At 34.1% G+C, this 24,278-nt stretch carries 17 protein-coding genes and 1 pseudogene; 14 read left to right on the plus strand and 4 right to left on the minus strand.

Annotation, left to right across the window (positions count from 1 at the left end; genetic code table 11):
- Positions 1–506 precede the first annotated feature (506 nt).
- The 4 genes from OSJ91_RS10200 (at position 507) to OSJ91_RS10215 (ending at position 5,505) form a co-directional block, all read left to right on the plus strand.
- Complete coding sequence (locus tag OSJ91_RS10200; RefSeq protein ID WP_485891477.1) at positions 507–2,168, plus strand: amidohydrolase; 1,662 nt, start codon at positions 507–509, stop codon at positions 2,166–2,168.
- 173 nt (positions 2,169–2,341) lie between these two features.
- On the plus strand, positions 2,342–3,595 hold the full coding sequence (locus tag OSJ91_RS10205; RefSeq protein ID WP_350302129.1) for an MFS transporter: 1,254 nt from the start codon (positions 2,342–2,344) through the stop codon (positions 3,593–3,595).
- 385 nt (positions 3,596–3,980) lie between these two features.
- A complete protein-coding gene (gene gloA2, locus OSJ91_RS10210) occupies positions 3,981–4,367 on the plus strand; it encodes an SMU1112c/YaeR family gloxylase I-like metalloprotein (protein WP_485891478.1) in 387 nt (128 codons plus the stop codon).
- 253 nt (positions 4,368–4,620) lie between these two features.
- Entirely contained in the window at positions 4,621–5,505 is an 885-nt protein-coding gene (locus tag OSJ91_RS10215) for a DMT family transporter (protein ID WP_350302131.1), read from the plus strand.
- A 96-nt stretch (positions 5,506–5,601) separates the two neighbouring features.
- Here the strand turns inward: OSJ91_RS10215 and OSJ91_RS10220 are convergent, their stop codons facing one another.
- Positions 5,602–6,288 carry an ArsR/SmtB family transcription factor gene (locus OSJ91_RS10220; protein WP_485891479.1) on the minus strand — a complete coding sequence of 229 codons (687 nt, stop codon included), beginning with the start codon at positions 6,286–6,288 and terminating at the stop codon, positions 5,602–5,604.
- A gap of 761 nt (positions 6,289–7,049) precedes the next feature.
- Here OSJ91_RS10220 and OSJ91_RS10225 point away from each other — a divergent pair.
- Both OSJ91_RS10225 and OSJ91_RS10230 read left to right on the plus strand, forming a co-directional pair.
- Positions 7,050–7,814, plus strand: coding sequence for a hypothetical protein (locus OSJ91_RS10225; protein WP_350302132.1), 765 nt, complete (start codon positions 7,050–7,052; stop codon positions 7,812–7,814).
- 471 nt (positions 7,815–8,285) lie between these two features.
- On the plus strand, positions 8,286–9,698 hold the full coding sequence (locus tag OSJ91_RS10230; RefSeq protein ID WP_485891480.1) for a DHA2 family efflux MFS transporter permease subunit: 1,413 nt from the start codon (positions 8,286–8,288) through the stop codon (positions 9,696–9,698).
- 284 nt (positions 9,699–9,982) lie between these two features.
- On the opposite strand, the gene OSJ91_RS10235 is transcribed toward OSJ91_RS10230, so the two are convergent.
- A complete protein-coding gene (locus OSJ91_RS10235) occupies positions 9,983–10,168 on the minus strand; it encodes a hypothetical protein (protein ID WP_485891481.1) in 186 nt (61 codons plus the stop codon).
- Positions 10,169–10,485: 317 nt separating this feature from the next.
- Between OSJ91_RS10235 and OSJ91_RS10240 the strand changes: the two genes are divergently transcribed.
- The 5 genes from OSJ91_RS10240 to OSJ91_RS10260 all read left to right on the plus strand — a co-directional run bounded on the left by OSJ91_RS10240 (position 10,486) and on the right by OSJ91_RS10260 (position 17,672).
- On the plus strand, positions 10,486–11,610 hold the full coding sequence (locus OSJ91_RS10240; RefSeq protein ID WP_485891482.1) for a helix-turn-helix domain-containing protein: 1,125 nt from the start codon (positions 10,486–10,488) through the stop codon (positions 11,608–11,610).
- 429 nt (positions 11,611–12,039) lie between these two features.
- Positions 12,040–13,437, plus strand: a complete 1,398-nt coding sequence (locus tag OSJ91_RS10245) for a hypothetical protein (protein WP_485891483.1) — start codon at positions 12,040–12,042, stop codon at positions 13,435–13,437.
- Positions 13,438–13,442: 5 nt separating this feature from the next.
- Entirely contained in the window at positions 13,443–15,461 is a 2,019-nt protein-coding gene (locus OSJ91_RS10250; RefSeq protein WP_485891484.1) for an AAA family ATPase, read from the plus strand.
- On the plus strand, positions 15,445–17,277 hold the full coding sequence (locus OSJ91_RS10255; RefSeq protein ID WP_485891485.1) for a DUF2357 domain-containing protein: 1,833 nt from the start codon (positions 15,445–15,447) through the stop codon (positions 17,275–17,277). The genes OSJ91_RS10250 and OSJ91_RS10255 overlap by 17 nt, the downstream gene beginning before the upstream one ends.
- A complete protein-coding gene (locus OSJ91_RS10260; RefSeq protein ID WP_485891486.1) occupies positions 17,274–17,672 on the plus strand; it encodes a hypothetical protein in 399 nt (132 codons plus the stop codon). Before OSJ91_RS10255 ends, OSJ91_RS10260 begins: the two co-directional genes overlap by 4 nt.
- A 350-nt stretch (positions 17,673–18,022) precedes the next feature.
- Here OSJ91_RS10260 and OSJ91_RS10265 read toward each other — a convergent pair whose 3' ends face one another.
- Both OSJ91_RS10265 and OSJ91_RS10270 read right to left on the minus strand, forming a co-directional pair.
- A complete protein-coding gene (locus tag OSJ91_RS10265; protein ID WP_485891487.1) occupies positions 18,023–19,798 on the minus strand; it encodes a UvrD-helicase domain-containing protein in 1,776 nt (591 codons plus the stop codon).
- Complete coding sequence (locus OSJ91_RS10270; protein WP_485891488.1) at positions 19,785–22,160, minus strand: AAA family ATPase; 2,376 nt, start codon at positions 22,158–22,160, stop codon at positions 19,785–19,787. Before OSJ91_RS10270 ends, OSJ91_RS10265 begins: the two co-directional genes overlap by 14 nt.
- 291 nt (positions 22,161–22,451) lie before the next feature.
- Between OSJ91_RS10270 and OSJ91_RS10275 the strand changes: the two genes are divergently transcribed.
- From OSJ91_RS10275 to OSJ91_RS10285, 3 genes and pseudogenes are all read left to right on the plus strand, one after another.
- On the plus strand, positions 22,452–22,625 hold the full coding sequence (locus OSJ91_RS10275) for a zinc-ribbon domain-containing protein (protein ID WP_485891489.1): 174 nt from the start codon (positions 22,452–22,454) through the stop codon (positions 22,623–22,625).
- Positions 22,626–22,704: 79 nt separating this feature from the next.
- Positions 22,705–22,981: pseudogene (locus tag OSJ91_RS10280) on the plus strand (DNA/RNA helicase domain-containing protein); the annotation flags it as partial.
- Between the two features lie 83 nt (positions 22,982–23,064).
- The gene (locus OSJ91_RS10285) at positions 23,065–24,273 is read left to right on the plus strand and encodes an MBL fold metallo-hydrolase (RefSeq protein WP_485891490.1); all 1,209 of its coding nucleotides are present in this window, start codon (positions 23,065–23,067) and stop codon (positions 24,271–24,273) included.
- Positions 24,274–24,278 lie beyond the last annotated feature (5 nt).

Here is a 24,278-nt window from a genome sequence, read left to right on the forward strand (position 1 = left end):
CATAATTAGGATATATAAAATAATTATAGTACATTCAAAAAACCTCTCTTTTTAGGGACATATATATAAATGTGAAAAGAGGGGAAATGTCGTATTGGGATAAAGGTGGGAATTGTGCTGCCTAGTATATTTTGAGATGAAGTCCTATCAAATATGTGAAAGCTTAAAAGACTAGATTCCAGTTTTTTTTTAGGTTAAATAGCATTTATAGCTGAATAAAGCATCCTATATTTATTGCTATTATTAGAAAATATTGAAAATTATAAATTTAAATGTTTTAATGTAACTATGCCTTTTATACTGGTTCGGACGACGTGATGTTAACACCACTAGTGAAATGGGGTAAATCTATTGTTTCATTAAAGAAAGGATGTGTCATTTTAATCCTTATTGATTTGTAAATATTTGCCCTATCTATTCAGTATTTCCATCTGTCAGTTTGCCAAGTTAGTACTATGATGAAATGAAGTGGATTTAAAACCAAAAAAAGGGAGGGACTTTATTTTATGATAAAAATTGATCTTTTATTTAAAAATGCAAATGTGCTGACTCTAGATAACAGGAATCGTCGGGCTAGGTCAATTGCTGTTGCAGATGGGAAAATTGTCGGGATTTGGGATGAGTGTGAGCCACCTAAAAGTGCAGTGGAGATTACAGCAAGTACGGATGTTGTAGATTTAAAGGGATCCACCCTAATACCAGGCTTTATCGATACTCATAACCATATTTTAATGTATGGATTAACGATGGGACAGGTGAACTGCGGTACTCCGCCCAATCAATCCATAAAAGATATTTTAGAGGTAATTGGTGCAAAAGCAAAAGAAACTCCCGATGGCGAATGGATAAGGGGATATGGCTATGATGATACGCTTTTGTATGAAAAGCGCCATGTTACAAGGAGTGATTTAGATAAGGTTTCGCCAAATAACCCTGTAGTCATCACACACACTTCAGGGCACTTATCCGCAGTAAATTCGCTAACTTTGCAATGCGCAGGTTTGACTGATGATGTTTCAGATCCCCAGGGCGGATATTATGGACGGGATGAGAACGGAAGGCTGAATGGGGTAATCTATGAACCAGCGGCAATGGCACCAATAAATAATCACATACCCCAAATGACAATTAGGCAACAGGTTGACATGATAGGAAAGGCTTCAAAGGATTATGTCGCTCAAGGAATTACCACGAATACAGATGCTGCAGTTGGATTTAATAATTTGGAAGATTTAGAGGTTCATCTTAAAGCGGCTGAACAAAAAATTAATCCGATGCGAACGAGACTGATGATCATGCATCAGCAGCTTCGTGAAGGACAGCCATTCGGAGGTTATTCTCCAGCTCAACTGGACCTGGAACTCAGGGAAAGGTCTGGGGGACGGGTTAAATTAGATAGCGCAAAAATGTTTCAGGACGGCTCCATCCAAGGATTAACAGGGGCTTTACGTCTTCCATATTATCAAAATCAAGATGTATATGGAGATCTCATTCATCATCAGGAAGCATTTAATGAAGAAGTCTTAGACTTGCACAGACGAGGGTTTAGAATCACGACGCATGGAAACGGGGATCGAGCGATCGGCTCGATATTAGCGGCCTATGAATATGCTTTATCCAATAGCCCTCGTACAGAGCATCGTCATAGAATCGAACATGTCCAAACCGCAACCACCGAGGACATCATGAAGATGAGGGAACTTGATGTAGCCGGGTCCTTCTTCATCAATCATGTATATTATTGGGGGGACAGGCATAAACAAATTTTCCTGGGTCCGGAGCGTGGAAGGCGTATAAGTCCGTTAGCTGAAGCTGTTGCACACAATTTATTGTTCACCCTGCATTCCGATTGTCCAATTACCCCAATCTCACCCCTATTTTCCGTATGGGCTGCAGTTAATAGAATAACGAGAGAAGGTCATGTTTTAGGCCCAGAACAGCGCATTGATGTAGAAACAGCTTTAAAGTCGATGACTATTTTTGGCGCAAAACTAAATTTTGATGAGTCACGATCAGGCAGCATAGAAATTGGAAAACAAGCAGACTTTACCATTCTCGAGACTGACCCTACAGCTGTTCATCCAGAAGAAATTAGGGACATAGCAATTCTGGCCACCTTCATAGATGGAAACCCAGTATATGGACAAGAAAAGGTAAAGACTACTTAATTTCTTACCGGAAATTTACTGGTCTAATTATAAAAGAAAATCCTATATGTTTGACATAAAGGCACCGATTATCATTGAACACGCATCCTCGGCATTAGAGACTCCATGATCCTGTTTTCCTAGAGTTTATAAAATTGTGATGAAAATTTAAGCTAAACTAGGGGGCTATGCTAGTGAACAAATTAGCATTCGGTCAAAATCCAAAAATGATTTTGTTATTACTTTTTGCAGGTAATTTGTTCTCGGCACTGGATCGCTTTGTCATTAATTATGGGATTGTCCATATATCCGATGACCTCCAATTGAGCGCATCCTCCACAGGTCTGATATTAAGCGTCTTCTTTTTAGGATATGCAATTATGCAGATCCCCGGCGGTTGGATGGCCGATCGTTTCGGCGCTAGAATCGTGCTTATTGTCTCTGTCTTTAGTTTTACCATTTTTACCAGTCTAACAGGATTGGCATGGTCTTTTGTATCGTTGTTGGTCATTCGTTTTATGTTCGGATTGGGGGAAGGAAGTTTCTTTCCTGCTGGGGCCAAAATGATATCAGTGTCCATCGCGGAAGAAAAGCGATCCCGGGCAATGTCTTTGTTTCTTTCCGCACTCACTGTTGCGGGTGTCATTTCACCCATTCTAGCAGCCACTCTGCTTGTTAGTATCGGATGGAGGATGATGTTTGGCATTATTGGGATTTTCGGGTTTACGATTGGGTTACTATATTTGTTCTTATTAAAACCAAGAGTAGGGAGTCAGGGCCCGCGAGAAGTAGATTCCTTAACGGAAGTTCCTGTCAAGGGTTCTTTTATTAAGCTGTTTAAAACCCCCTTGGTCCTTAGTTTGATGGCTGCCTCGTTTGCATATGGTTTCATCAGCTGGGGAGTGATGTCATGGATGCCGACCTACTTGGTGCAGGAACGTGGCCTGAATTTAATTTCCATGGGTCTTTTACAGATGATCCCTGCAATAGCGTCGGTGGCTTTCTATATTATCGCCGGTTATGTACTGGATAAAGTGAAAGTTGGTCGGGAAAAATGGATAGGGGGCTTTAGTGGATTAGGTCTAGCATTATTCGTTTATCTCATGTTTCATGCAGAAACGGTAACGGGAGTTATCATCTATCAAACCATAATACCTATATTTTCCGCAGCTCTATCCACTATTATATTTAGTCTGCCGCTGAAGTATTTACCGGAAGCAATCGGAGGTTCTGCAGTTGGTGTGGTCAATTTAGGGATGCAAGTAGCTGGCTTCATTGCTCCTTTAACGATCGGTTTTGTCATAGACGCTTTCGATGGATCGTTTAATGGAGCTGTTTGGTTATTGGTTTCATTCGGAGTCGTTTGTTTTATCGCTTTTATGACCTTGAAATCGGGTAAGGAAAATTTCATGACTGAAAATCCACAAACAATTCCTGCTGTAAAATAGATCGATATAAAAGCAGGCAAAAGTGGGCGTTCGGATTTATAAAAGTTTGTTCGAAATGGTATATAGAGAGTAAAAAGTCTGCCAGCTACTATCTTGACAAGCCTGATGTTACTGAATTTCAGTTAACAAGGCTTTTTATTTTTTTATACGATATAATCAATAATATTATTCAAACAGTATGGCCTGGGTATTTTCCATGATTAAAATATACAATTTTTCCAATTTGCTGCAATTACTCTATTTGGTGGAGTGTTAAGTCCTATATCCAGGAAAATGGATGTACTAGTGGAGTCTGAAGGAGACACTGAAATCTAAGTTTTTATTAATGTATAACTTTGGTAAAATTAGTTTATAAAAATAATCAATGTTCTTAGGGAGGACACAAATGAAGGTGAAAAAAATACATCATGTAGCAATAATTTGTTCTGATTATGAAAAGTCAAAGAACTTCTATGTAAATATTTTAGGGTGTGATATCAAGAAGGAAACTTATCGGTCAGAAAGGAAATCGTATAAATTGGATCTAATCGTCGGAGGGGAATATCAGCTGGAATTGTTCTCATTTCCTGATAGCCCCCATCGTCCTAGTTATCCTGAAGCTAGGGGTCTCAGACATCTTGCTTTTGAAGTGGAAGATATTAATCAAGCGATTGAAGATTTAGAAAAAGAAAACATTCCAGTCGAACCTATCCGCGTTGATGAGTTAACAGGAAAAAGGTTTACTTTTTTTTGTGATCCGGATGATTTGCCTCTAGAGATATATGAAAAGTAGGAATTGCAAGCTTAGTAAGGTTGATAGGAGAGGTAAAACTTCAAGAATTGAGGTAAACTCTTTTTTAAAATTTGATTTGTATAGATGAATATGATGATTTAAAGAGGTTACTTATGCGAATTAAACATGAAGATTCCCTTTAATATGTCGATATTATATCTCCACTTGTATTCCATATTTCGATGAGAGCTGAAATAATCACCGGCTATAATATCTGTAGATTGGTCATTTAAATATGTCAGGAGATAAAAAAATGAATGTTTACAAATTTACAGTGTTGATACTTTTAACGACATTTTTGATGGGTTCTTCTTTTGCAGTAGTTAAAATTGGTCTACCTTATTCATCCCCATTATTATTAGCAGCATTACGCTTCACACTTGCCGGACTCATAATGGCGATGATCGTAATCTTTTTAAAAAGACCGCATCCAAACTCTAAAGGGGATTGGATAAAAATGCTTATTATCGGCACTTTTCAAACAGCCGGAGTTATGGGGTGCATTTTCCTGAGTTTACGCACGATTACAGCAAGTGAATCCTCAATTCTTACATTCACGAACCCGTTACTTGTTGTTGTATTCGGTACAATCTTTTCACAAACACGCTATAAACTATATCAATGGATTGGTGTTTTATTAGGATTAGTTGGAGTAATTATAACGATGGGAGCGCAACTTGAATTTAAGGTCGGTATTCTTTTCGGTATTCTTTCTTCTGTTTTCTGGGCCATTTCCACTTTATTGGCGAAAAAATGGGGAGCGATTTCCGATACATGGGTATTATCTGCCTATCAGATGCTTTTTGGCGGTTTACTGCTTTTACTTGGCAGCTTTATTCTTGAAAAACCATTTTTCATAATGAATGGCAATTCGTTGTTCATTTTATTATGGTTAAGTATCATGTCATCGATCGTTCAATTTGCTGTTTGGTATTACCTTTTACAAAAGAGTGATCCAGGAAAAACAAGTGCCTTTTTATTTTTGGCACCTTTCTTCGGTGTTTTATCAGGGTGGGCACTATTAGGCGAACCGATATACACTTCACTCCTAATTGGCGGACTGTTTATCATCATTGGCATCTATCTTGTAAATAGCAATTTCCAAAAGGAAAATAAATTCGTTAAAAGAGCTTTATAGTAATCGGATTGTTTGCTCTAAGCTGCTAAAGACAGAAATTCCCTCATGATGAAAAAGAAAGAGCCCTTTTCTTTTTCATCATGAGGGATTATTAAATTATACCTCTATACAAAAAACTTCTTTAAATCCTTCTTTCCCTTTAGGTGTTACTTTTACTGCGCGAATAGATGGAACACGGACTATCCAGCCTAAATCAAAAAAATGTGTAAGGAGCCCATTCCCTAAAGCTCCACCAAGATGATGGTGACGTTCACTCCAATCTAAACATGAGTGGGAAAATGAACGGCGTTTTCTTCTTAAATCAAGTAAATCGATGCCGAATTCAGAAAAAAAATGATTTCCTTTGGGCGTAACTGTAAACTCTCTCTCTTCTTTTTTCAAATATCCGGCCTTCAACATCGATTCAGTTAATTGGACTCCTAGTTTTCCTGCCAAATGATCATAACAGGTTCTGGCTTCCTGAAGCATTTTAACTTGGCTTGATTGTTTTAACGACCGAACTTGAGGAGGTGGGGAAATGGCAAGAAACGATTCTAAAATCTGCGCAATTTCTCCATTTGCTAGCTGATAGTAACGATGTCGCCCGTGTTTTTCAACTTTAACAAGGTTACCTTCCACTAATTTAGAAAGGTGAAAGCTGGCAGTTTGAGGTGTTATTACAGCCATCAATGCTAATTCACCTGCAGTATGAAAACGCCCATCCAGTAAACTAGCAAGTATTGTTGCACGTGACGTTTCTCCTAGGAGGGAGGCTATCTCCACCATATTTGGATTTATACTCACAATAGTTACCAACCTTTCTACCGATATTTTAGTTTAAATAAGCTGAACGCAAAGTAATTAACATCAAAAATAGGTAAACTTATACTTCTATTATACAGTACCGCTGCCCTCGTGATATTCGGTATGTTCACGATTGCTGCTTTAAAAATTTTTTAAGTCCAGGACATATTTAAAGAAAGCTTTATAAGAAATTAAAAAGTAAGTACAAGCAATAACTAAGAAATAATTAAACCGTTCCGCTTTAACAGGTACATTACCTGATAAAGAAACAGCCGAAATAATTGCTGAAGCTCTGAAAATTCTTTAAGGCTGGATATGCTCATTTTAGTATCTACAGGGCATTACTTCTCCCGTTATTCAATATCTGGAGGAACAAGGGATTCTATATTAAATACGATATTTCTTATCAGGCAAATAATACCTGTTTACGGAAGGTAAAAACATACGCAATCGATGCGAACCAGTTGTGTGTGCTGTATTACAAAGGTGAACCTCATAAAATTAGAGTAATTCAGCTTTTAGACCTTAGTAATTTGTTAAGACAACAGGAAATCATAACGAATATGCTTGTGGAAGCTAAACAGAAGAAAGACTGTCTATCCTTTGGATAAGCGTTTTTTAATGAAGTATATTCTTTATGAACTAGGCATACATTCTTACATGTTCACTAACAGTAAACGTTCCTTAATAGTCTTGGAATAAATACCGGTGAATAGTCCCTTTTGTCGAATTTAGTAGTCAAATAGGAGGGAATGAAGAGAATGAAAATATCAGACGTTGGATTTAAAGGTCAAGTTTTTGGATTTATAAAGTTCACACCTTTTGTGGAAAGGTTTTTATCTGGAGATTTATATATGAATAATTTTAAAAAGTATATTGATATAGAAAATGCTTCAGGAGAAAAAGGTGTAGGAGACAAATTTGAAGCAGCACATGTTTTTACGGAATTAACAATGAATTTCTTTACTCAAGATACCCATGAATTAATAATGTCGGGGCGAACTAAAAAAATGAATTTCAGAAAAAATATAAATGAAAAAAGGCCATTATATTCTATGTTTGCAATTGTTAGCGATATGTTAAAAGTGGTTAAGGAGGATGAAAAATATTACTATACCAAATTTGATTTACCTAATGAACAAATCGATAAAATGATCAGGGAGTTCGGAGATAGCTTAATTTTTGTTACCCCATCGCAATTTATTGACAGAATTACTAGAACACTCAATGAAAAAGGTTATGCTTACAGAGGGGGCTTGGTAAAATATGATGATTATAACATCAATTCCTCAGCTAGGATGAGCTCTTATAAAAATCAAGGGACTGATATTTATTTTTGGAAAGATAAATACTTTGAAAATCAATATGAATATCGCATAGTTCTTACAGATCAAGAAGTTGATGAAGCCTTAATTGTGAACATAGGTGATATTTCAGACATTAGTACTATTTTTAATGCAAATGAATTTTTCAGTGATAAATTTGAAATAAGATTACGAAAGAAAGGAAATCTAAGCATCCATTAAATTGGGTGCTTTTTATTTGCAGGAGGGAAAAAGAAAATATAGAGCTTTTTAAAGAATTAAATAGAAGAGTTAAAATACCCGCGAATACTAGGATTATCACTTATTATATTCAAAAGCCCAGCATGATTTTGCTACGTATCTCCATCTTTATATTTATAAAACCTACCCGTGGTAAAGACCTAATTATCTTCTGAACCAAACAGTTCAAACCAATACTAGTGAATTTAAATGAGTTTATTATAATTCTTGTTTTAGTAATTATTCAATAAAGAGAGCGCCGTTCAATAGAGTACAAAATTCAGTAAAACCACTCTGAATATGACGACTTTCTTCTATTTATTTGTAGGGTAAGTAAGTATTTAATGCCGACTTTATTGCATTTATTTTTAACAGCAAATTACTGGAAATCTGATGTAAATTCGTGTAATCTACAAAAGTATGTTTTTTCCAAATCGTAAAGGGGGACCATAATTGAGTTCAACAAATCGTAAACAGACAACAATTGTTGCTCTTTTGCTTGCGGGTACATTTATTGCGATCTTGAATCAAACATTAATGATTACCGCCATTCCTCCTGTAATGGAGGAGATGAATGTTACGGCAAATAGTGCACAGTGGCTAACAACCGTTTTTATGCTGGTTAATGGGATCATGATCCCTGTTAGCGCGTTTTTACTGGAGCGCTTTACCACCAGACAGCTTTTCCTTTCCGCGATGGGGATTTTTGCTATTGGTACATTGGTAGCGGGGCTAGCTCCAAATTTTGGAATGCTGCTGCTAGGACGGATGATTCAGTCGAGCGGAGCCGGAATTATGCTCCCGTTAATGCAGACAGTCTTCCTAATGATTTTCCCTGTTCATAAACGGGGTGCAGCCATGGGTCTGGTCGGGCTGGTCATTTCCTTTGCGCCGGCTATTGGGCCCGCTTTGTCGGGCTGGGTTACGGAAACCTACTCATGGAGGGTGTTATTCTTTATCATTCTTCCAATTGCTATTATTGATATCATAGTTGCGTTCTTCGCTTTAAAAAATGTAACAGAAGTTACACGGCCAAAAGTGGATGTGCTTTCGATTGTATTATCTTCCGTAGGTTTCGGTGGATTATTGTATGGATTTACAGCTGCTGGTAATTATGGCTGGACAGACGGGAGTACCATCATATCCCTAGGCATTGGAACAATTTCACTTGTATTGTTTATCAAAAGGCAATTGCGATTGAAGCATCCAATGTTGGAGTTCCGGGTGTTCACGTATTCATTATTCCCGATTGCTATCATTATTGGAGCCATTACCTTTATGGGTCTGATAGGTGCCGAAACGCTCATCCCGCTATTTATGCAAAACATGCGAGGATTTACTGCGTTTGAAGCTGGATTAGCGATACTCCCTGGAGCACTTATTACCGGAATAATGTCGCCGTTCATTGGACGTATTTTTGACCGGATTGGGGCCAGGTGGCTGGTTATTGGCGGATTACTCCTCATTACCGCGTCCTCCTTTACTTTTATGGATGTTGGTCCTTCGACAAGTTTTACATTTATTATGGTAATGTACAGTATTCGGATGTTCGGATTAGCCATGGTTATGATGCCTGTTTCAACGGCCGCCTTAAACCAGCTGCCTAAACGTTTAATCGCCCATGGTGCAGCAATGGATAATACGATGAAAATGATTGCCGCATCTGTAGGTACAGCAATACTTGTTACTGTGATGACATCAGCTACCGAAAATGCTCAGCAGCGTCCCGAGATAGTACATCCTGATATGTATGGCGCGCAAATCTCATTTATTGTCGTCGCTGTACTTTCGTTAATTAGCTTCCTCATTTCTTTTAAAATAAAGGATCAAAAATCAGCAGGAAAAGAGAAAGGAGAGAAGAATTAAATATTTTAATTCGATTTTTTTAAGCTAAATATTAGAACTCCATTTTTTAACTTGTTATGAACATTTTCCAACGCCGGCCCTGGTGGCATTCTCTCACATGTCCTATCATTCCTTCGTCATGCATATCGAAGGGATTCTAAAAAAGAGGGGGAACAAGTCATCCAGATGATTTGTTCTCCCTCTTTTATCATTTTCTTTATAAAAAGAAGAAAACAAACATGAATTAAATGTACGTGTTAAAATATCTTTTATTAAATCTGGACTATTTTTCAAATCCTTAATCTTTAAACCATTTTCGAAACTGGATCTTTTAAGAGCGCGCCAAAAATCACAAAAACCCCTCTGAATATGAAGATATTCTTCTGTATATACTCCCCAAACCACAAATGAATCGCATGGCGTTCTTTTTCAAAAACTTTCTCCAAATATATCTCTGAAGTGGAAAGCTGCTCATGGCCCATACTCTTCATAATCTGATAGACATCCTCTCCATTTAAGTGAGAAATGATGGCAAAAGCATCCCTAAAGGTATGAGGTCCTAAATAAATCCCTCCATTTATTTATATGAGATATAATTAGTATGAAATTATATTCTGAAAATTATAACAATATTGTATAATTCAAATGTTAAATCTTAATGATTATATAAGAGAAATTTATAATTACTTATTTAAGACAACATTCTATATTTTGATAGATATAGGAATTAAATAGTTAGATAAAAGGTGAAGAGACAAATGATGAATAAACTAAACCATTAAAAAACACGCAGACTGTATCTTATGAAATGGGGGAAACGGTTTATGTTCTTTTAACATGTACGGAAGAAGAAGACCCAGAGAGTTTTTACTACTTTAAACAATTTGAAAAAAAAGAAGGCGTGATTTTAGAAGTGATCGAACACCCACGTCTCCAATATCGTGAAAAATTTGGCCAGGCAGAAGCAGTCTTGGATCATGAGGAACTGACGAATGGGGACCAACGGGATGTTCCCATAACAGTAACGGATAATCAAGAAGGAAGGGAGGGGGATAAAGTGGAATGGTATACACAAAAAGAAGTAGCTGATTTATTAGCAGTATCCAAGGCAACGGTCTACCATTATGGAAAACAGAAGAAAATCATGAAAATCCTGGACCCACATCGATTACATAAAGAGGCCCGTTATGAAAAAGCGGAAGTGGATCGATTAGTCTATGAAAAGCAATCTTTACCTACTGGCATGAGTCCCAATGAGGTTGCAAAGAGATTGGGATTATCTGTACAAAGTGTTTATAAGTATATACAAGATGGTTCAATAAAAGCTAAGGCTGTCCCTTATGGTGATGAGAGGACGATCTATGTCATATCTGAAACAGCATATGAGGAAGCCGCGGAATTACTGAAGCCATCTGAATCCCAACGCCCAAAACGATTTGAGTATTATCATCCTAGTCAAGATATTGTCTTATTTCAAAAATTCCATTCAAGCAAGGTTCCTGAAGCACGTGTTATACGGAATAAGGACAATGAATGGGGTTTTTACTTACCCAATATTCAAAAATGGTTACCATTTGAAGAAGGGGTAAGGGAGTATCAGTTAATGCCGGTCTATTCCATTCATCAATCCACGTTGGAGAATAAAGGCTATGTAGAGTTAGAAGTTCCGAAGGATGCCATTGTCTTTTATCCATTCGTGGACTATTTATATGAAACATGGGGAATGGAAAACATACGATTGAGGGAACAGGATAACACGATCCTTCTCTTCATGAGGGCAGGGGAAAGACCATTAACGACAACGGGTTTCATTGCAGCTGATATCCTGCCATTTTTAATAAAAGGAGACATCTATAATGAAGAGGGCCACCTGATTTTTCGAAGTTCTTATCGAAAAACTAGTTTGGAATTACCTATTAATCTGTTAGTATAACAGAGTTAGCTGAACAAGAAGGAATCAGTATGAGTAAGTGGGTTGAGCAAAAATTATCATCACTGTTAAAGTGATTTTGATTGAAGAAAGAAGTTATTGGCTTAATTCTAATAACTATATATTATAGGAACTTAGGTATGTGGTAAATAAAACTAATCCTAAGAAGAAGATTTAAGAGATATGCAATAGGATATCTCTTAAAATAGTGTGTTGTTTCTAAAAGCTTCTAAATTAAATCGAATAAACCATAATCCATAAAATAAAAGTTAATTTCGCTGAGGAGCGAATCTCAGCATCAAAAATAAGAAATATAAAGGTAAGTATAAGATATATTACTAAGTTTTTAACATTTTTGTAAATAAAATATTATAACATGATATGATAATAGGGCTAGGTATATGGTTGTAAGATTATTGGGGGAGAAAGATAGTGACTGAAATTGAATTATTTGTAGAGTTAATAAAAGATGAAGAAGACCTAGATAAAATTATTAAAATATTTAAAGAAACGATACCAGGTACTAGAAATAAAAAAGTACCAATAGATCGAAAGAAACAACACATTAAAAATATATTTAAAGGGATGACACCAAGAATTATTAGAGATAGAAAAAAAGGCGGTGCAGACCCATTTTATCATTACATAGGACATTTTAAACTGGAAAATCCAGTCAAATGCACAGCAAGAGATTTCATGATTATGCAACACGAAAATTCTAATAGGGAGCCGGCTCATGTCCGGTTAGCACAATCAATCCTTTACTTTCCAGAGGAAACACGAAAGTTCATACCATTGATGGCAAATAATTTAAAAGAAGGAAAAGACCCTTTTGAATTAGGTTATCAATTTGAAGATGAGCAGGATTTAAAGCGTTTTATTAGAGAAATAAAAGCCTACTGTACTTCTGATAAATACATGAATATTTTTAATTCACTTTCTCATAATATCGAAAACGATTTTAATGATTTGGTGAAAAAATGTAAAAATAAGATAAAAAAACTCTCATTCTTAGAGTTTTATGTACAACAAGAGGAATTGTATCAAGAGCATTCTGTTTCTGTTGCGAATGCAGCATTTGTTCTCTCTCATCCTGAGGAAGATGCAGATATATTAAACGCACTAACCATTGAAGCTTTAATGGATTCCATGAAAAAGCTTGAAATGAAAGCATCAAAGAGAGAACAAGAATTGATTGATCAATTTGATAGTAGGGAAAATAAAGCAATTAGCTTAGATATAGCGGATCTAGAAAACTCTTATAAGGAATCAAAAGAAGCATTAAAAAAATCTAAAAAAGAGATTAAAAGTTTAAACATACTAAATGATGATAAAGATAAAGTCATAAGTACACTTTCAAAGAATATTATAGACTTGCAAAATGAAGTATCCTTAGTTTCTTCCCAAATATCTATTAAGGAAGAAGAATTAAAAAATCAATACGAAAAAAACGTATCATCGGAAGTAAAGAAACGTAAAGAATTAGAAGAACAAATCAAAACACTGCAACATGATTTACACTCACCTAAAAATAATCAAACTAATTTTGCCGTGATTTATACAATTCCTAATAAAATTGTTTCCTTACTTCATTCAGATGTGGTAACTGCTCATATTACTGAGAAGGACAATTTAGAATTGATATTCCAGTCAAAAGATATTCACACGGTTTATATACAAATGAATGGACTACCTACAAGAAAGTTTAACTTATTGAAAAGTAAAGCTAGAAGTCATACTAAAATACTGGAAACATTTGAACTGGGTAGTGCAAAGGAAATGATTGACTATATCGGCTATCTTAAAGTTAAAACAATAAAGGGAGCATAGCACATATGAGAAATTATACAGATGAAGTTTTAGAGGGAATAAAAAGTAATTACATCGTAGGGGTATTAGCAACAAAACAAGATGGCCCCTTTCCCCCACTAGGAGAAGATATGTCATCTCCTGTTACATATTCTGATAAATTAAATGGGGTAATCTTCTATATAAAACCTTTGAGTCCTGAGCCATTGGAGATGGAACGATTAAATGCGGAATCATTAAATATGAGTGAATATTATATAGGTGTTGATAGACACAGCCTGAAAAATCTTCCTCCGGAATATAAAAATCAAAATATTGACCAAAACGTTGATTATATAAAAAATCATTTAAATGGGAAAGTTGTACTTTTTAAACCGCAACTTACAATTGATGGTACAGGAAGAGCACATAAAAATATCGACGAAATTATAGTTGAGGAAGAAGATTTTACACCAGGCACAAGATTCCTTCCTGTTCCTAGCATAAATATGTCTCACCATGATTTTGAACAAGCGATAAAGAATGGTGAACCCATTAAACTTGAACAGTTAAATCACGCTATGCCGGCCCCTCTAGTTTTAATGTGTGATAATTATTTCTATGGAGGTTTACAATCATGGAAAAACTATTCAGGTTCTACAAATGAACGTGTACTTACTTCTCAGAAAGCTATTAAAAGAATTCATGTTGATGAAAGTGATTATCAAGATTTTATCGTTTCTGCTAGAGAGCACATTAAGTTCTTTGATGAAGATTACCTTACCCAAATTATTTCGCAAAAAATGGATGAAGAAGGAACTAGCTTGGCCGAATGGGAAAAAGAATGGTATCAAGATAAAAAGGTTCCTGAAGTTATCACTCAGCAGCATACTACAAACGAAGATATACCTGAATCAAAAGAACAATCGTTAAATATTGATGAAATTGATTTTATTAATGTCCTTGAAAAAAAAGCTGTAATTAAAAATCTTTTATATGCAAGGAACGATTTAATTAACTTTCATACATGTGTAAAATCAAGTGCTTTAACTATACTTTCTGGACAAAGTGGAATTGGTAAAACTAAACTTACAACACTATATGGAGAAGCATTAGGTTTAAGCATGGAAAATCAGACTATGTTAATTATGCCAATTAGTCCTGCCTATACTGAACCAGGGGACGTACTAGGATATTTAAACACAAGTACTGGGCTATATACTCCTTCTGAGACCGGATTAGTTGATTTTCTTAAGCATGCAGATGAAAACGAAAAACAAGTTCATTTGTTAATAATGGATGAGATGAACTTAAGCCAAATCGAGCACTGGTTTGCTCCATTTATCTCATTACTAGAATTAGAACCGCATGAAAGAAAATTAAGACTTTATAGTGATAAGTCTGTTTGCCATAATAAATCAGACTATAAAAGTACTATCAATATTCATGATAACATTATCTTTGTTGGTACAATGAATACGGATGAGACTACAAAAGATGTATCAGACCGTTTACTGGACAGGGCAAACGTAGTGGTATTAGATAAGCGGCCATTTTTAGATATTAGAAGACAATTAATGAGTAAGGTTGATACTGAAACAGATGTAAATGCAGAATTAGCATACGGCGAAGTATACCTAGATTGGAGAAGTAAGAATGATCCGTGGGATGCTTTTACTGAATCCGATTTAATGTTTTTTGATAAGCTGGATAATGCTATAAGTGATGTTGATCCTTTAAAAGGATTCTCTATACGTAGCCTAATAAGAATGGGCCATTACTTAAATAATATTCCCGAAACTTCTGAAGGAACATATGAAATAGAAAGAAACAGAGCTATTGATTTATTTATCAAACAAAGATTGCTAACTAAAATTAGAGGGCCCATTGATATATTCGAAGAGTTAATAGGTACCTGTAGGTCAACTGAAGATGCTGTTAATAACAGTATCCTTTACAAATTATTCAATAGTGAAGAGGCAAAGGTTATTAGTGATTTTAAATACACCATACAAGAATTGCGTAGAAAAGCTAGGGAGCTGTTAACTAATGGATATGCATCCTAAAGTAACATTTACCTTTAATAAAGGAATTAAGCCTTACTCTATTACAGTTCCTTTGACAACTTCTAATAAAATGATAGATACTGCTGTCGTAGTTAATGAATATCGGCAAATTAAGGTGAAATTAGAAACTGAGTATCCTGCTAAATTGCGAATAGAATCATACGAAAGTGATCAAGTCATTGAAGTACCTTCCGGGGAGGAAGTAATTATTATGAGGGAAAATTCTGATGACATGCTCGTGCCAGGACAATACCCCTTAGAAATTGAGACTCCTCAAGGGCTATATCAAGCTTTTTATACAATAAAGTCACCGCTTTTCCCAGAAGAATCTTTATTAAACCTAAGACTATATTTAGAAAATCTTTTAAGGGGCTTATCTTATGATCTTGTTAAAGAACGTAAGGGAATGAGTCAAAATACCATTGAATTAGACCCACATGATATTTTGGTATATAAGTTATTAAATGAACATTATAATGATATTAGGAATAATCTTGACTTAATAGCAAAGAATCCAATTACTGATCTAACAACTGCTTATAAAGAGCGTCAAGGCAGTCGTAGAATTGATTCTAGAAGTTTACGTTGGCTGTCTCGGAAAGGGATTTATAAGAACCATAATTTATATCTTCCTAACTATGTTTATGAAAAACATTCAACGTTGATCCTTAATAATATAGAAAACCAATGGATGAAGCATATTTCACATTTTATGTTGAGTACTCTAAGAAAACTAGATGCTCATATTACTGATAATATTAATGAAATAGTGATTCAAAAAGGTGAGAAAGAGGCAGAGCTTTCTGAAATCCAAAAGGGTATAGATACCGCATCATCAAAGCCATTTGGATTTGATAAACAATTGAGAAATTTCCAAACTAGGGCTGTTTCGGTCAATAATAAGATTATGGATTTAAATAATTTTATAGAGAAGCGATTGGAAATGAAGCTTAAAATTAGATATATGATGTCATCTTTTATTCGCTTTGAAGAACTTGAATGGTTGCGGGAAATACCATATCTAAAAAAGAAAAGATATTCGAAACGTTTACTTAAGGATCATCGATATAGTCAAGTAATAAACTTTTATAGAAAGTTATCAAAGGTGGAACATCGCACACCTTCTATAGTAGAAAAGGGTGTCCCATACAAAAAAACATGGCTTCTCTTTGAATATTATTGCTTGGGAATGGTAATTGATATATTTAGAGACAATGGCTATAGCTGGACCGATGGTTGGTTGGCTGATAAAGAGTTACCACAAGCTCACATAGGTGAATTAACATCGAATACCGTTTTACGCTTTGAAAAGGAGACCTCCGACCATTACATTGAGATTGCATATGATACTGACATTGAACAAACTAAACTAATAGATACATACAGCCGATATTTTAATGATTTTGACAGAAGACCTGACATAAGAATCACTATTTTTAAAAAGTCTGGTGAGATATATAGTAATAGAGCGGGATTGGTAATCGAAGCAAAATGTAGAAATCATAGGTATTTAATCAACAGTAATATAGATACTGATGTAATTTATCAATTAAGAGATTTTCTAAAACTTGACTTTTTTAATTCCTATAAAAAGGAAACTATTACACCAATAAACAATGTAATTGTATTATATCCACAACAAGAAGGAGTAAATCCTGTTTTAGAACATAAGTTACATCCAATAACTTTCTTGCAGATTCTTCCGAGTAACGGTAAAAGTCCAGGAGAAGAAAAACCTTTTGGATATGACAAGCTGAAGTCGTATATAAGTGACTTTTTATCACAGATTCAGGAAAGTGAGGCTTTATATTTATGAGTAAAGATAAAGAGAAAGAAATACAAAAAGTCCTACGCAGTAAATTTATGCAGGGACCAGGTTTTAAAATGAATTCCGAGTCTGATATAGGAATAAACCATTTCTCTGGTTCACGGACCTCAGCATTTTATGAGGTATGGAGTGAATCACAGATTTACCGTACTATAATCATGAAACCCTCCGAAGGATTATTTACTAATCAGTACGTAGGTAAAAATCACATATTGTTTCTACTTGTAGAGGGAGAAGAAAATGTAAAAGGTGGTTTTATATCAATTACAGGTATTATTAATGAAGAACTTAAACAAATTTTTCCTCAAATGAGTCCAGAACATCTTTTAGAATTAAGCCTATTATGGACAGATTATATAAAAAACCACTATCTTGGATTATAAATGAAGAAGGAAAAAGTCATTTGGGATTGGCCAAATGACTTTTATTTAATTTGGAGAATCAAATTATAAACAAAGTTGAGGAAGTGAACATACCAACTCAGTACTTTCTCCGCCTTTATCCTCCCAGAAGGAAGTGGGATTAATTCGCTAACGGGTGTTTTACTCTATTTATATAGGTTGTTGAAGCAACTTTGTTATGCAACTAAACCAGCTAATAATTTCGCACATACTTTTACGAACGTTTTGGTAGACTAAGAAATCTGCCGAAATGACCTTTCAAATATAATGGGCCGTTTCCTATTTCATCTCTATCTACGAAAATACTGAAATATTAGATTTATTCACAGGGCTTATAGAAGCAAAATTTCTTCTTCATTTACAAATTCATTATCTATAAAAAACTCTTTTACTTTTTGCTGATTGGCAGTATATATAATTAACACTAAGGATTTAATTGCTCGACTGCATGCTACATAAAATAATCTGTTTGTTTTATGTAAAGCTGTCTCCTTACCATGAGCTTCATTATCTATATCTGTTGCTGATTTCTCTTTTACACCAAATAATTTTTCATAGCTAAATAAACGACCTTTTGCACTGTAATCATCGATTATTACTTGAACATGATTGTATTCCAATCCTTTTGAACCTTGTTGTGTAATGATATCCGAAATTCCATCAATATATTTATAAAAACTTACTAACTCTGCAAAATCGACTTCGAAAGCAAATTTCCAACCAGTTTCTTCTTGAAAATTGTCTTTTAGCTTTGCTGGAACTTCAAATAATTTAGATTTAAGTACTGCTTCACATACATTCCCTACAGTTATGTCATCATTAAATGTTTCTAAAAGCTTTTGAAAATCAATTCCTATATCTCTCAATATTCTATAAGCATCGATATTTTTTTGATCTAATTCTTCAAATCTATGACTGTGGATTTTTAACAATCGATGTAAATTAAAATCATCGTTTGCTTTCCAAGCTAGATACACTGGAATAACTATTTGTTTAAAAAATGTGTGCTCTTTAGATTTTCCATCTATTGCTCTATCTGTATCTTTACTAGATTTAAATGCATCAAATAACTTTAAAAAGTTATTCCTTTCTGCTGCTAATCTATGTTCTAATACCAATTTATATGGATTATACTCACTGTCGATACTATTATTTAAAACTTGTGTCCTGATATTTACCAGTATATCCTCTTCAACCTTGTTTCTTGGTAATTCATGATTAACAAGGCATATTCGAAGTAACCCTTTATTTACTCTATCTTCATTACAAACTTCTTGTTCCAAATTATCAATATTTTTTCTGAGATTGTTTGTGAAATTTACTATATTTCCATAACTTCTCCAGTTCACTTTTTTTTCTGGCATTTCTAATCCAACTAATGACTGAATCAAATCGACTTTTCCATCAAAATAAACCCTTTGCATTATGTCTCCAAAGAGACCTAAACAAATTTTATTTTCTCTGTTCAATTTCAAAAAAGCGTCCAATACTTCTTTATTTGTATCCTGACACTCATCAATTAAAATAATCGGATACTTATGGCAAACAAGCTTCCTAAACAATTCATTTGCATCTAATAGATAACTGAATATTTTCAACACTTCTGAGTGAGTTAAAGATCCTTTTTCATTTAACGAACTTTCTGGGGAATAACTAAAAATCTGTTTCCCTTCAATTTCACTTCTTTTTAAATAAAGAGAATCCAATTTCGCTTTTTGAGGTCTTGTTAATTTTGCCTTCGCATTATAAGTCTCTATCTCTATATCACAAAAAAGGAGTAAGGCTTCTTTAATATTACGGTTATACCCTTTTATTAAATTCCATACATAACTATGAATTGTTGAAATATCAAACAATGTATTTTCAGGAGTTCGAGAAATTATTTCTTCACTAGCAACTTTTGTGTATGTTATAACGGCAATTTTTTTATTAGTTTTCTTTAAATAATCTCCGCTATTCTTAGTGGCATTCACTAGTAAAGTTACTAACGAACGTGTTTTACCTGCTCCTGCGCCAGCATTTAAAAAAAAGCTTTTTGGGTTAGTTAGTGATGCATATGATTCAAGCAAACCATCAATATGATCATCTGCTTTATTATACGGTTTCATATACTTCTTCCTCCTCCTCAGCTTTGCTAGTTTTTCCTTCTGATGTTAGCTGCTCATCTAACCATACTAATCCGTCTAAAATATACTTAGGGCATTTCAAAAAATTATCTTCGTCGAATTCATCAATAAACAATAAATCCAGAGCAAATTCAGATTTTACATTTTTTGAATTAACAAATTTAAATAATTGTTCGGCATGTTGAATATTAAAGTTACTTATATCTCCTAATCCATTAAATAGCGTATTTAGATTTAAAATAAGCTCACTGAATAGATTACTCTCTACATCTAAATCTCTAAACATTTCAAAGTTTTCAAGTGCTATCGCATCTTCGAACGTTCTTGCATAAACATTTTCACTATATTTTTCATATTGGTATGCTAAGCGGATAGGGTTATTTATTTTATCTTCTTGGCGCTTACTAATAAGTTGATTAATTAACTTATCATCTAAAATAGATTCGGAAACTCTTTTACTACTATATTTTTCATGTAACTTCCGTTCTTTCCGAGACTTCATAAACCAATTATTAATAGTAGCGTTAGACGATTTTAATTCTTCATCAATATTTATATGTGTCTTTGTACCATCCATTTTCACAGAATCTATATCTGTAATGATTAAGGTAGGTCGATTTATTAACTTTAAAAAAGGTAAAAACCTATTAGCATAAGCACCACCAACTTCTAAAATTGTTATATAACGACTAGTAAGACTACTAACATGATTTCTAATTAATTCTGGTAATAATATTCTTTCTGAAACCCCCTCTATTAAAATAATCGCATCAGCAAAAAATAAATCATGTTCATATAATTGTAAATACTTTTGTACAAATCTTTTATTAGACAAACCTTTTAGCTGCTCACCCTCATCATTAAAAGTAGCTATTGGATCTAAATTAACATCTCTCAAACTGATTACTTCAGAAGAAAAAACATCATCTTGCAATCTCCTATTAAAGTAAATCAATTCATCAATATTAGCCTTATAAGTAATATGACTTGAATGTGTGCTAATAAGTAATTGAGTAGCAAACGGAGCATCTATTTCTGTCTCTTCTTGAGACAATTTAATTAATTGATACGCTTTATCAATAAATACTTTTTGGGCTTGAGCATGTAAATGTGCTTCTGGCTCTTCGATTAATACAAGGTGTAATGGCTCTATAATTTTTTCATTTTCACCCCCAAAAGCTAATCGTTCTTGTTTGAAAATATTTAATTTAAAAAACATCGCAATTAAATTCTGATACCCTAGACCGTTATTATGCTCTGGTAAAAAATACTGCTCGTCATTAATCCCATCTTTATGTGTATTTAGCAATAGGCTTGCTTCTCCCTTAATAGAATCTGATAGATTTATTTGTGGACGAACAGTAATTGAAGGACTACCGAAACCAGGGTAACCTAAATCTCCCATCTTTTTTTGGATAGGTTTAATACTTTCTTCTAAATGCTGTTTAAAAACTTTTTTAGATTTTGTTACAGCATTTAGTATTGTAAAATCTTTCTCTGAATATTGATTAATTGGATTTAAATAATCACTATAATAATTAGAAAATAGTTTAGATAATTTTCTTGTATTATCTAAATTAACTTTTGTCCCATCAATAGTATCGCCTTCTTCATTTGAATCTATTAACCCTCTTTGTGCGCCAATTACATTAACTTTAACAATGTTTTTTAAAGGGTTTGTAGTTAAACTAGTAGATTCATCATAAATATCATCCCCCTCTATATCTGGATTAGAAATATAATATTTAATCGTGAAATATTTTTTAAATCTACTATCAGTAGCTAAAAAAGATTTGAAATTACTTGGCCAATGATCTTCTGCTATTTCGTCTAAATCATCTGATTGTACTTCATGACTTTCTAAAGTATGTTCTTTCCATTTATTCACTGAATATTGGAAGTTCTTATAGTCCTGTATTAATTTTTCGAAATCAGTGGGTTCATAAGTATATGTTACAGCTACTTTTTCACATTCTTTATTTAAATAAGGAATTAAAGATTTAACGTGATATAATTCTGTCTCATCTATCTTCAATGTCACTTTTAAAGTAGGGAGTAGTTGCATAATTCTATTATATAAATCTGCTAACTCTAATTCTTGCCCATCTTTATCAATTTTGGAATAATACAAAGTAAATAGATTGTCAAGTTGGCTCCAATTACCTATTGTTACATCATAAATATTAAAAGATTTTTTATCTGTTAAAAATTTTACTAAAATTTCGATAGCTGAAGTTTTTCCGCTATTATTAGGGCCGATAAATAAATTTTGCTTTTTAGATAAACAAACATTTACATCCTTCAATTTTTTATAATTTTTTATATTCAATTTTTCAATAAACATAATATATTCCCCTCCTTAGATATAATTTTATCATGGAAAATGATGGTTATGTGTGTATCTTTATAACTACTAAAAAATATATTAAGACCACGTTTTTAGTCATAGCTGATTCAGTGCTAGGAAAGCATCATCAATAATCTTGCGAAAGGCATCCAGTAGTCCTATTTCCGGTTTATGGATAAAAGAGAGTGAACGATTAAAAAGTACTCGTCAGAGAAGAAATTTGAGATTTACTTTTTGACATGAATAATATGAGTTCTTGCAAAACAGGCTCTTTTTTTTTCGTCCAGATTGGCCAATGAGTGGGACTATGAATTAAACTCTAATGTAAAGCCTAGTGATGTTCCTCCAAAAGGAAGACAACATGTATGGTGGAAATGCAAGAAAGGACACCCAAGTTATAAGGCTAAATTAGCATCTAGAACTAATGGAACAGGATGCCCATCTTGCAGAGGTGTGTTTTGAACGTTCATTATTAGGAAAAAGACCAGATCTAGTAGCCATGTGGGACAAAGAGAGAAATAGTTCTTTAACTCCAGATAAGGTACTTGCCGGAGAGGAAATTGACTGTGATTATGGTGGTGATGTAAATGGAGACTATGATTTAAGTAAAGCAAAAATCAAGGTCAACCCTGAAAAATATAAAGATAGAAATGGTCTTCCAATCAAAGGAAACTGACTTAAACAAAGAAGAACTAAAGTCTTATATTAAACGTATTTACTACGTACTACTCACCCGTGGAATAAATGGTTGTTATGTATATGCAACAAATCCGAACATGCTTACATATTTGAAGGAAATTGTGAAAATCAGTCGATAGTCATAAGAGTTAGCCGCCTTGAAAAAGGGGGTTACTAATATAAAAGAGCTAAATTAGGATTCTGTTCAATGAAAGGAGACTCTATGGGTGAAATAATTATTGAAATGTTTCCTGCTGACAATGGTGATTCATTTCTGGTTAGATGTAAAGGGGAAAGAACAAGCAATATATTGATAGATTTTGGTTACGAGGAAACTTACAGAGAGTTTATTAAGCCGAAGCTACTTGAGTTAAGTGAGAATGGTGAGAGGCTAGACTTGGTAGTGTTGACACATGTGGATGCAGACCATGTAGAGGGTGCCCAATTCTTTTTTGAAGAGAATGGGAATAATTCAAACCCCAATATCATTGAAGTAAAAGAGGTATGGCACAACAGTTATAGACACCTGGCTATCAGTGAAGGGACACAAAAACTATCTGATAAATTTGCGCGTAAAGTTTTGAGAAAAGCTAACTCCCTTCCAACGAAAAAAAATCAACGTGAGGAAACCAAAGTAAGTATTGAGCATGGTACTCGCATTGCTAGCCTTTTGTATAAATATCAGTACTCATGGAATGGGCTATTCGATGAACATGCTGTAACATCCGATAAGAACCCGATAGAATTAAGTGAGGATATCAAATTAACGGTATTAACACCCACTACGTTACAATTAGACAGATTAAGAGAACATTGGAGGACGGGATTAAAGAAGATTTTTCCGGACGTTCCTCTTGTTGAAGACCAAGTTCTTGATGATGCAATAGAATTTGTTTCTTATCTGTATCCAGACTTAGGTGTACCGAATTTATCTGAAAAAGTTTCTTCATCTAATGGCTTAGTACCTTTAGCGGAAGGAACCTTTAGAGAGGAAAGATCAGTAATCAATGCTAGTTCAATAACTTTTTGTCTTGATTATGGGGGGAAAAAAATACTTTTTCTTGCGGATAGCCAACCTTCTATAGTTAAAAAAGAGCTCGAAAGAATATTTAACAATGAAACATTTCCAATTTATTTTGATGCAATAAAAGTATCGCACCATGGAAGTAAGGCTAATACTAGCAAAGAATTATTAGATCTGATTTGTTCGGAGAAATACTTAATCTCAACTAATGGTAAGAAATATAGGCATCCTCATTTGGAGGCTTTGGCACGTTTAGTTGTAAGGGATAATAAGAGCACTAAGAAAAATATATTCTTTAATTATCAAACTGATGCTTCCTTAAAATTTTCTCAGGAAGAATGGGAGCGAGAATTTAATTATTCAGTTATTACAGGTGAAACAAATAAAAGCTCAATAATAGTTATTTAGGAGGA

This window comes from Bacillus sp. T-10(2022) (assembly GCF_056502895.1).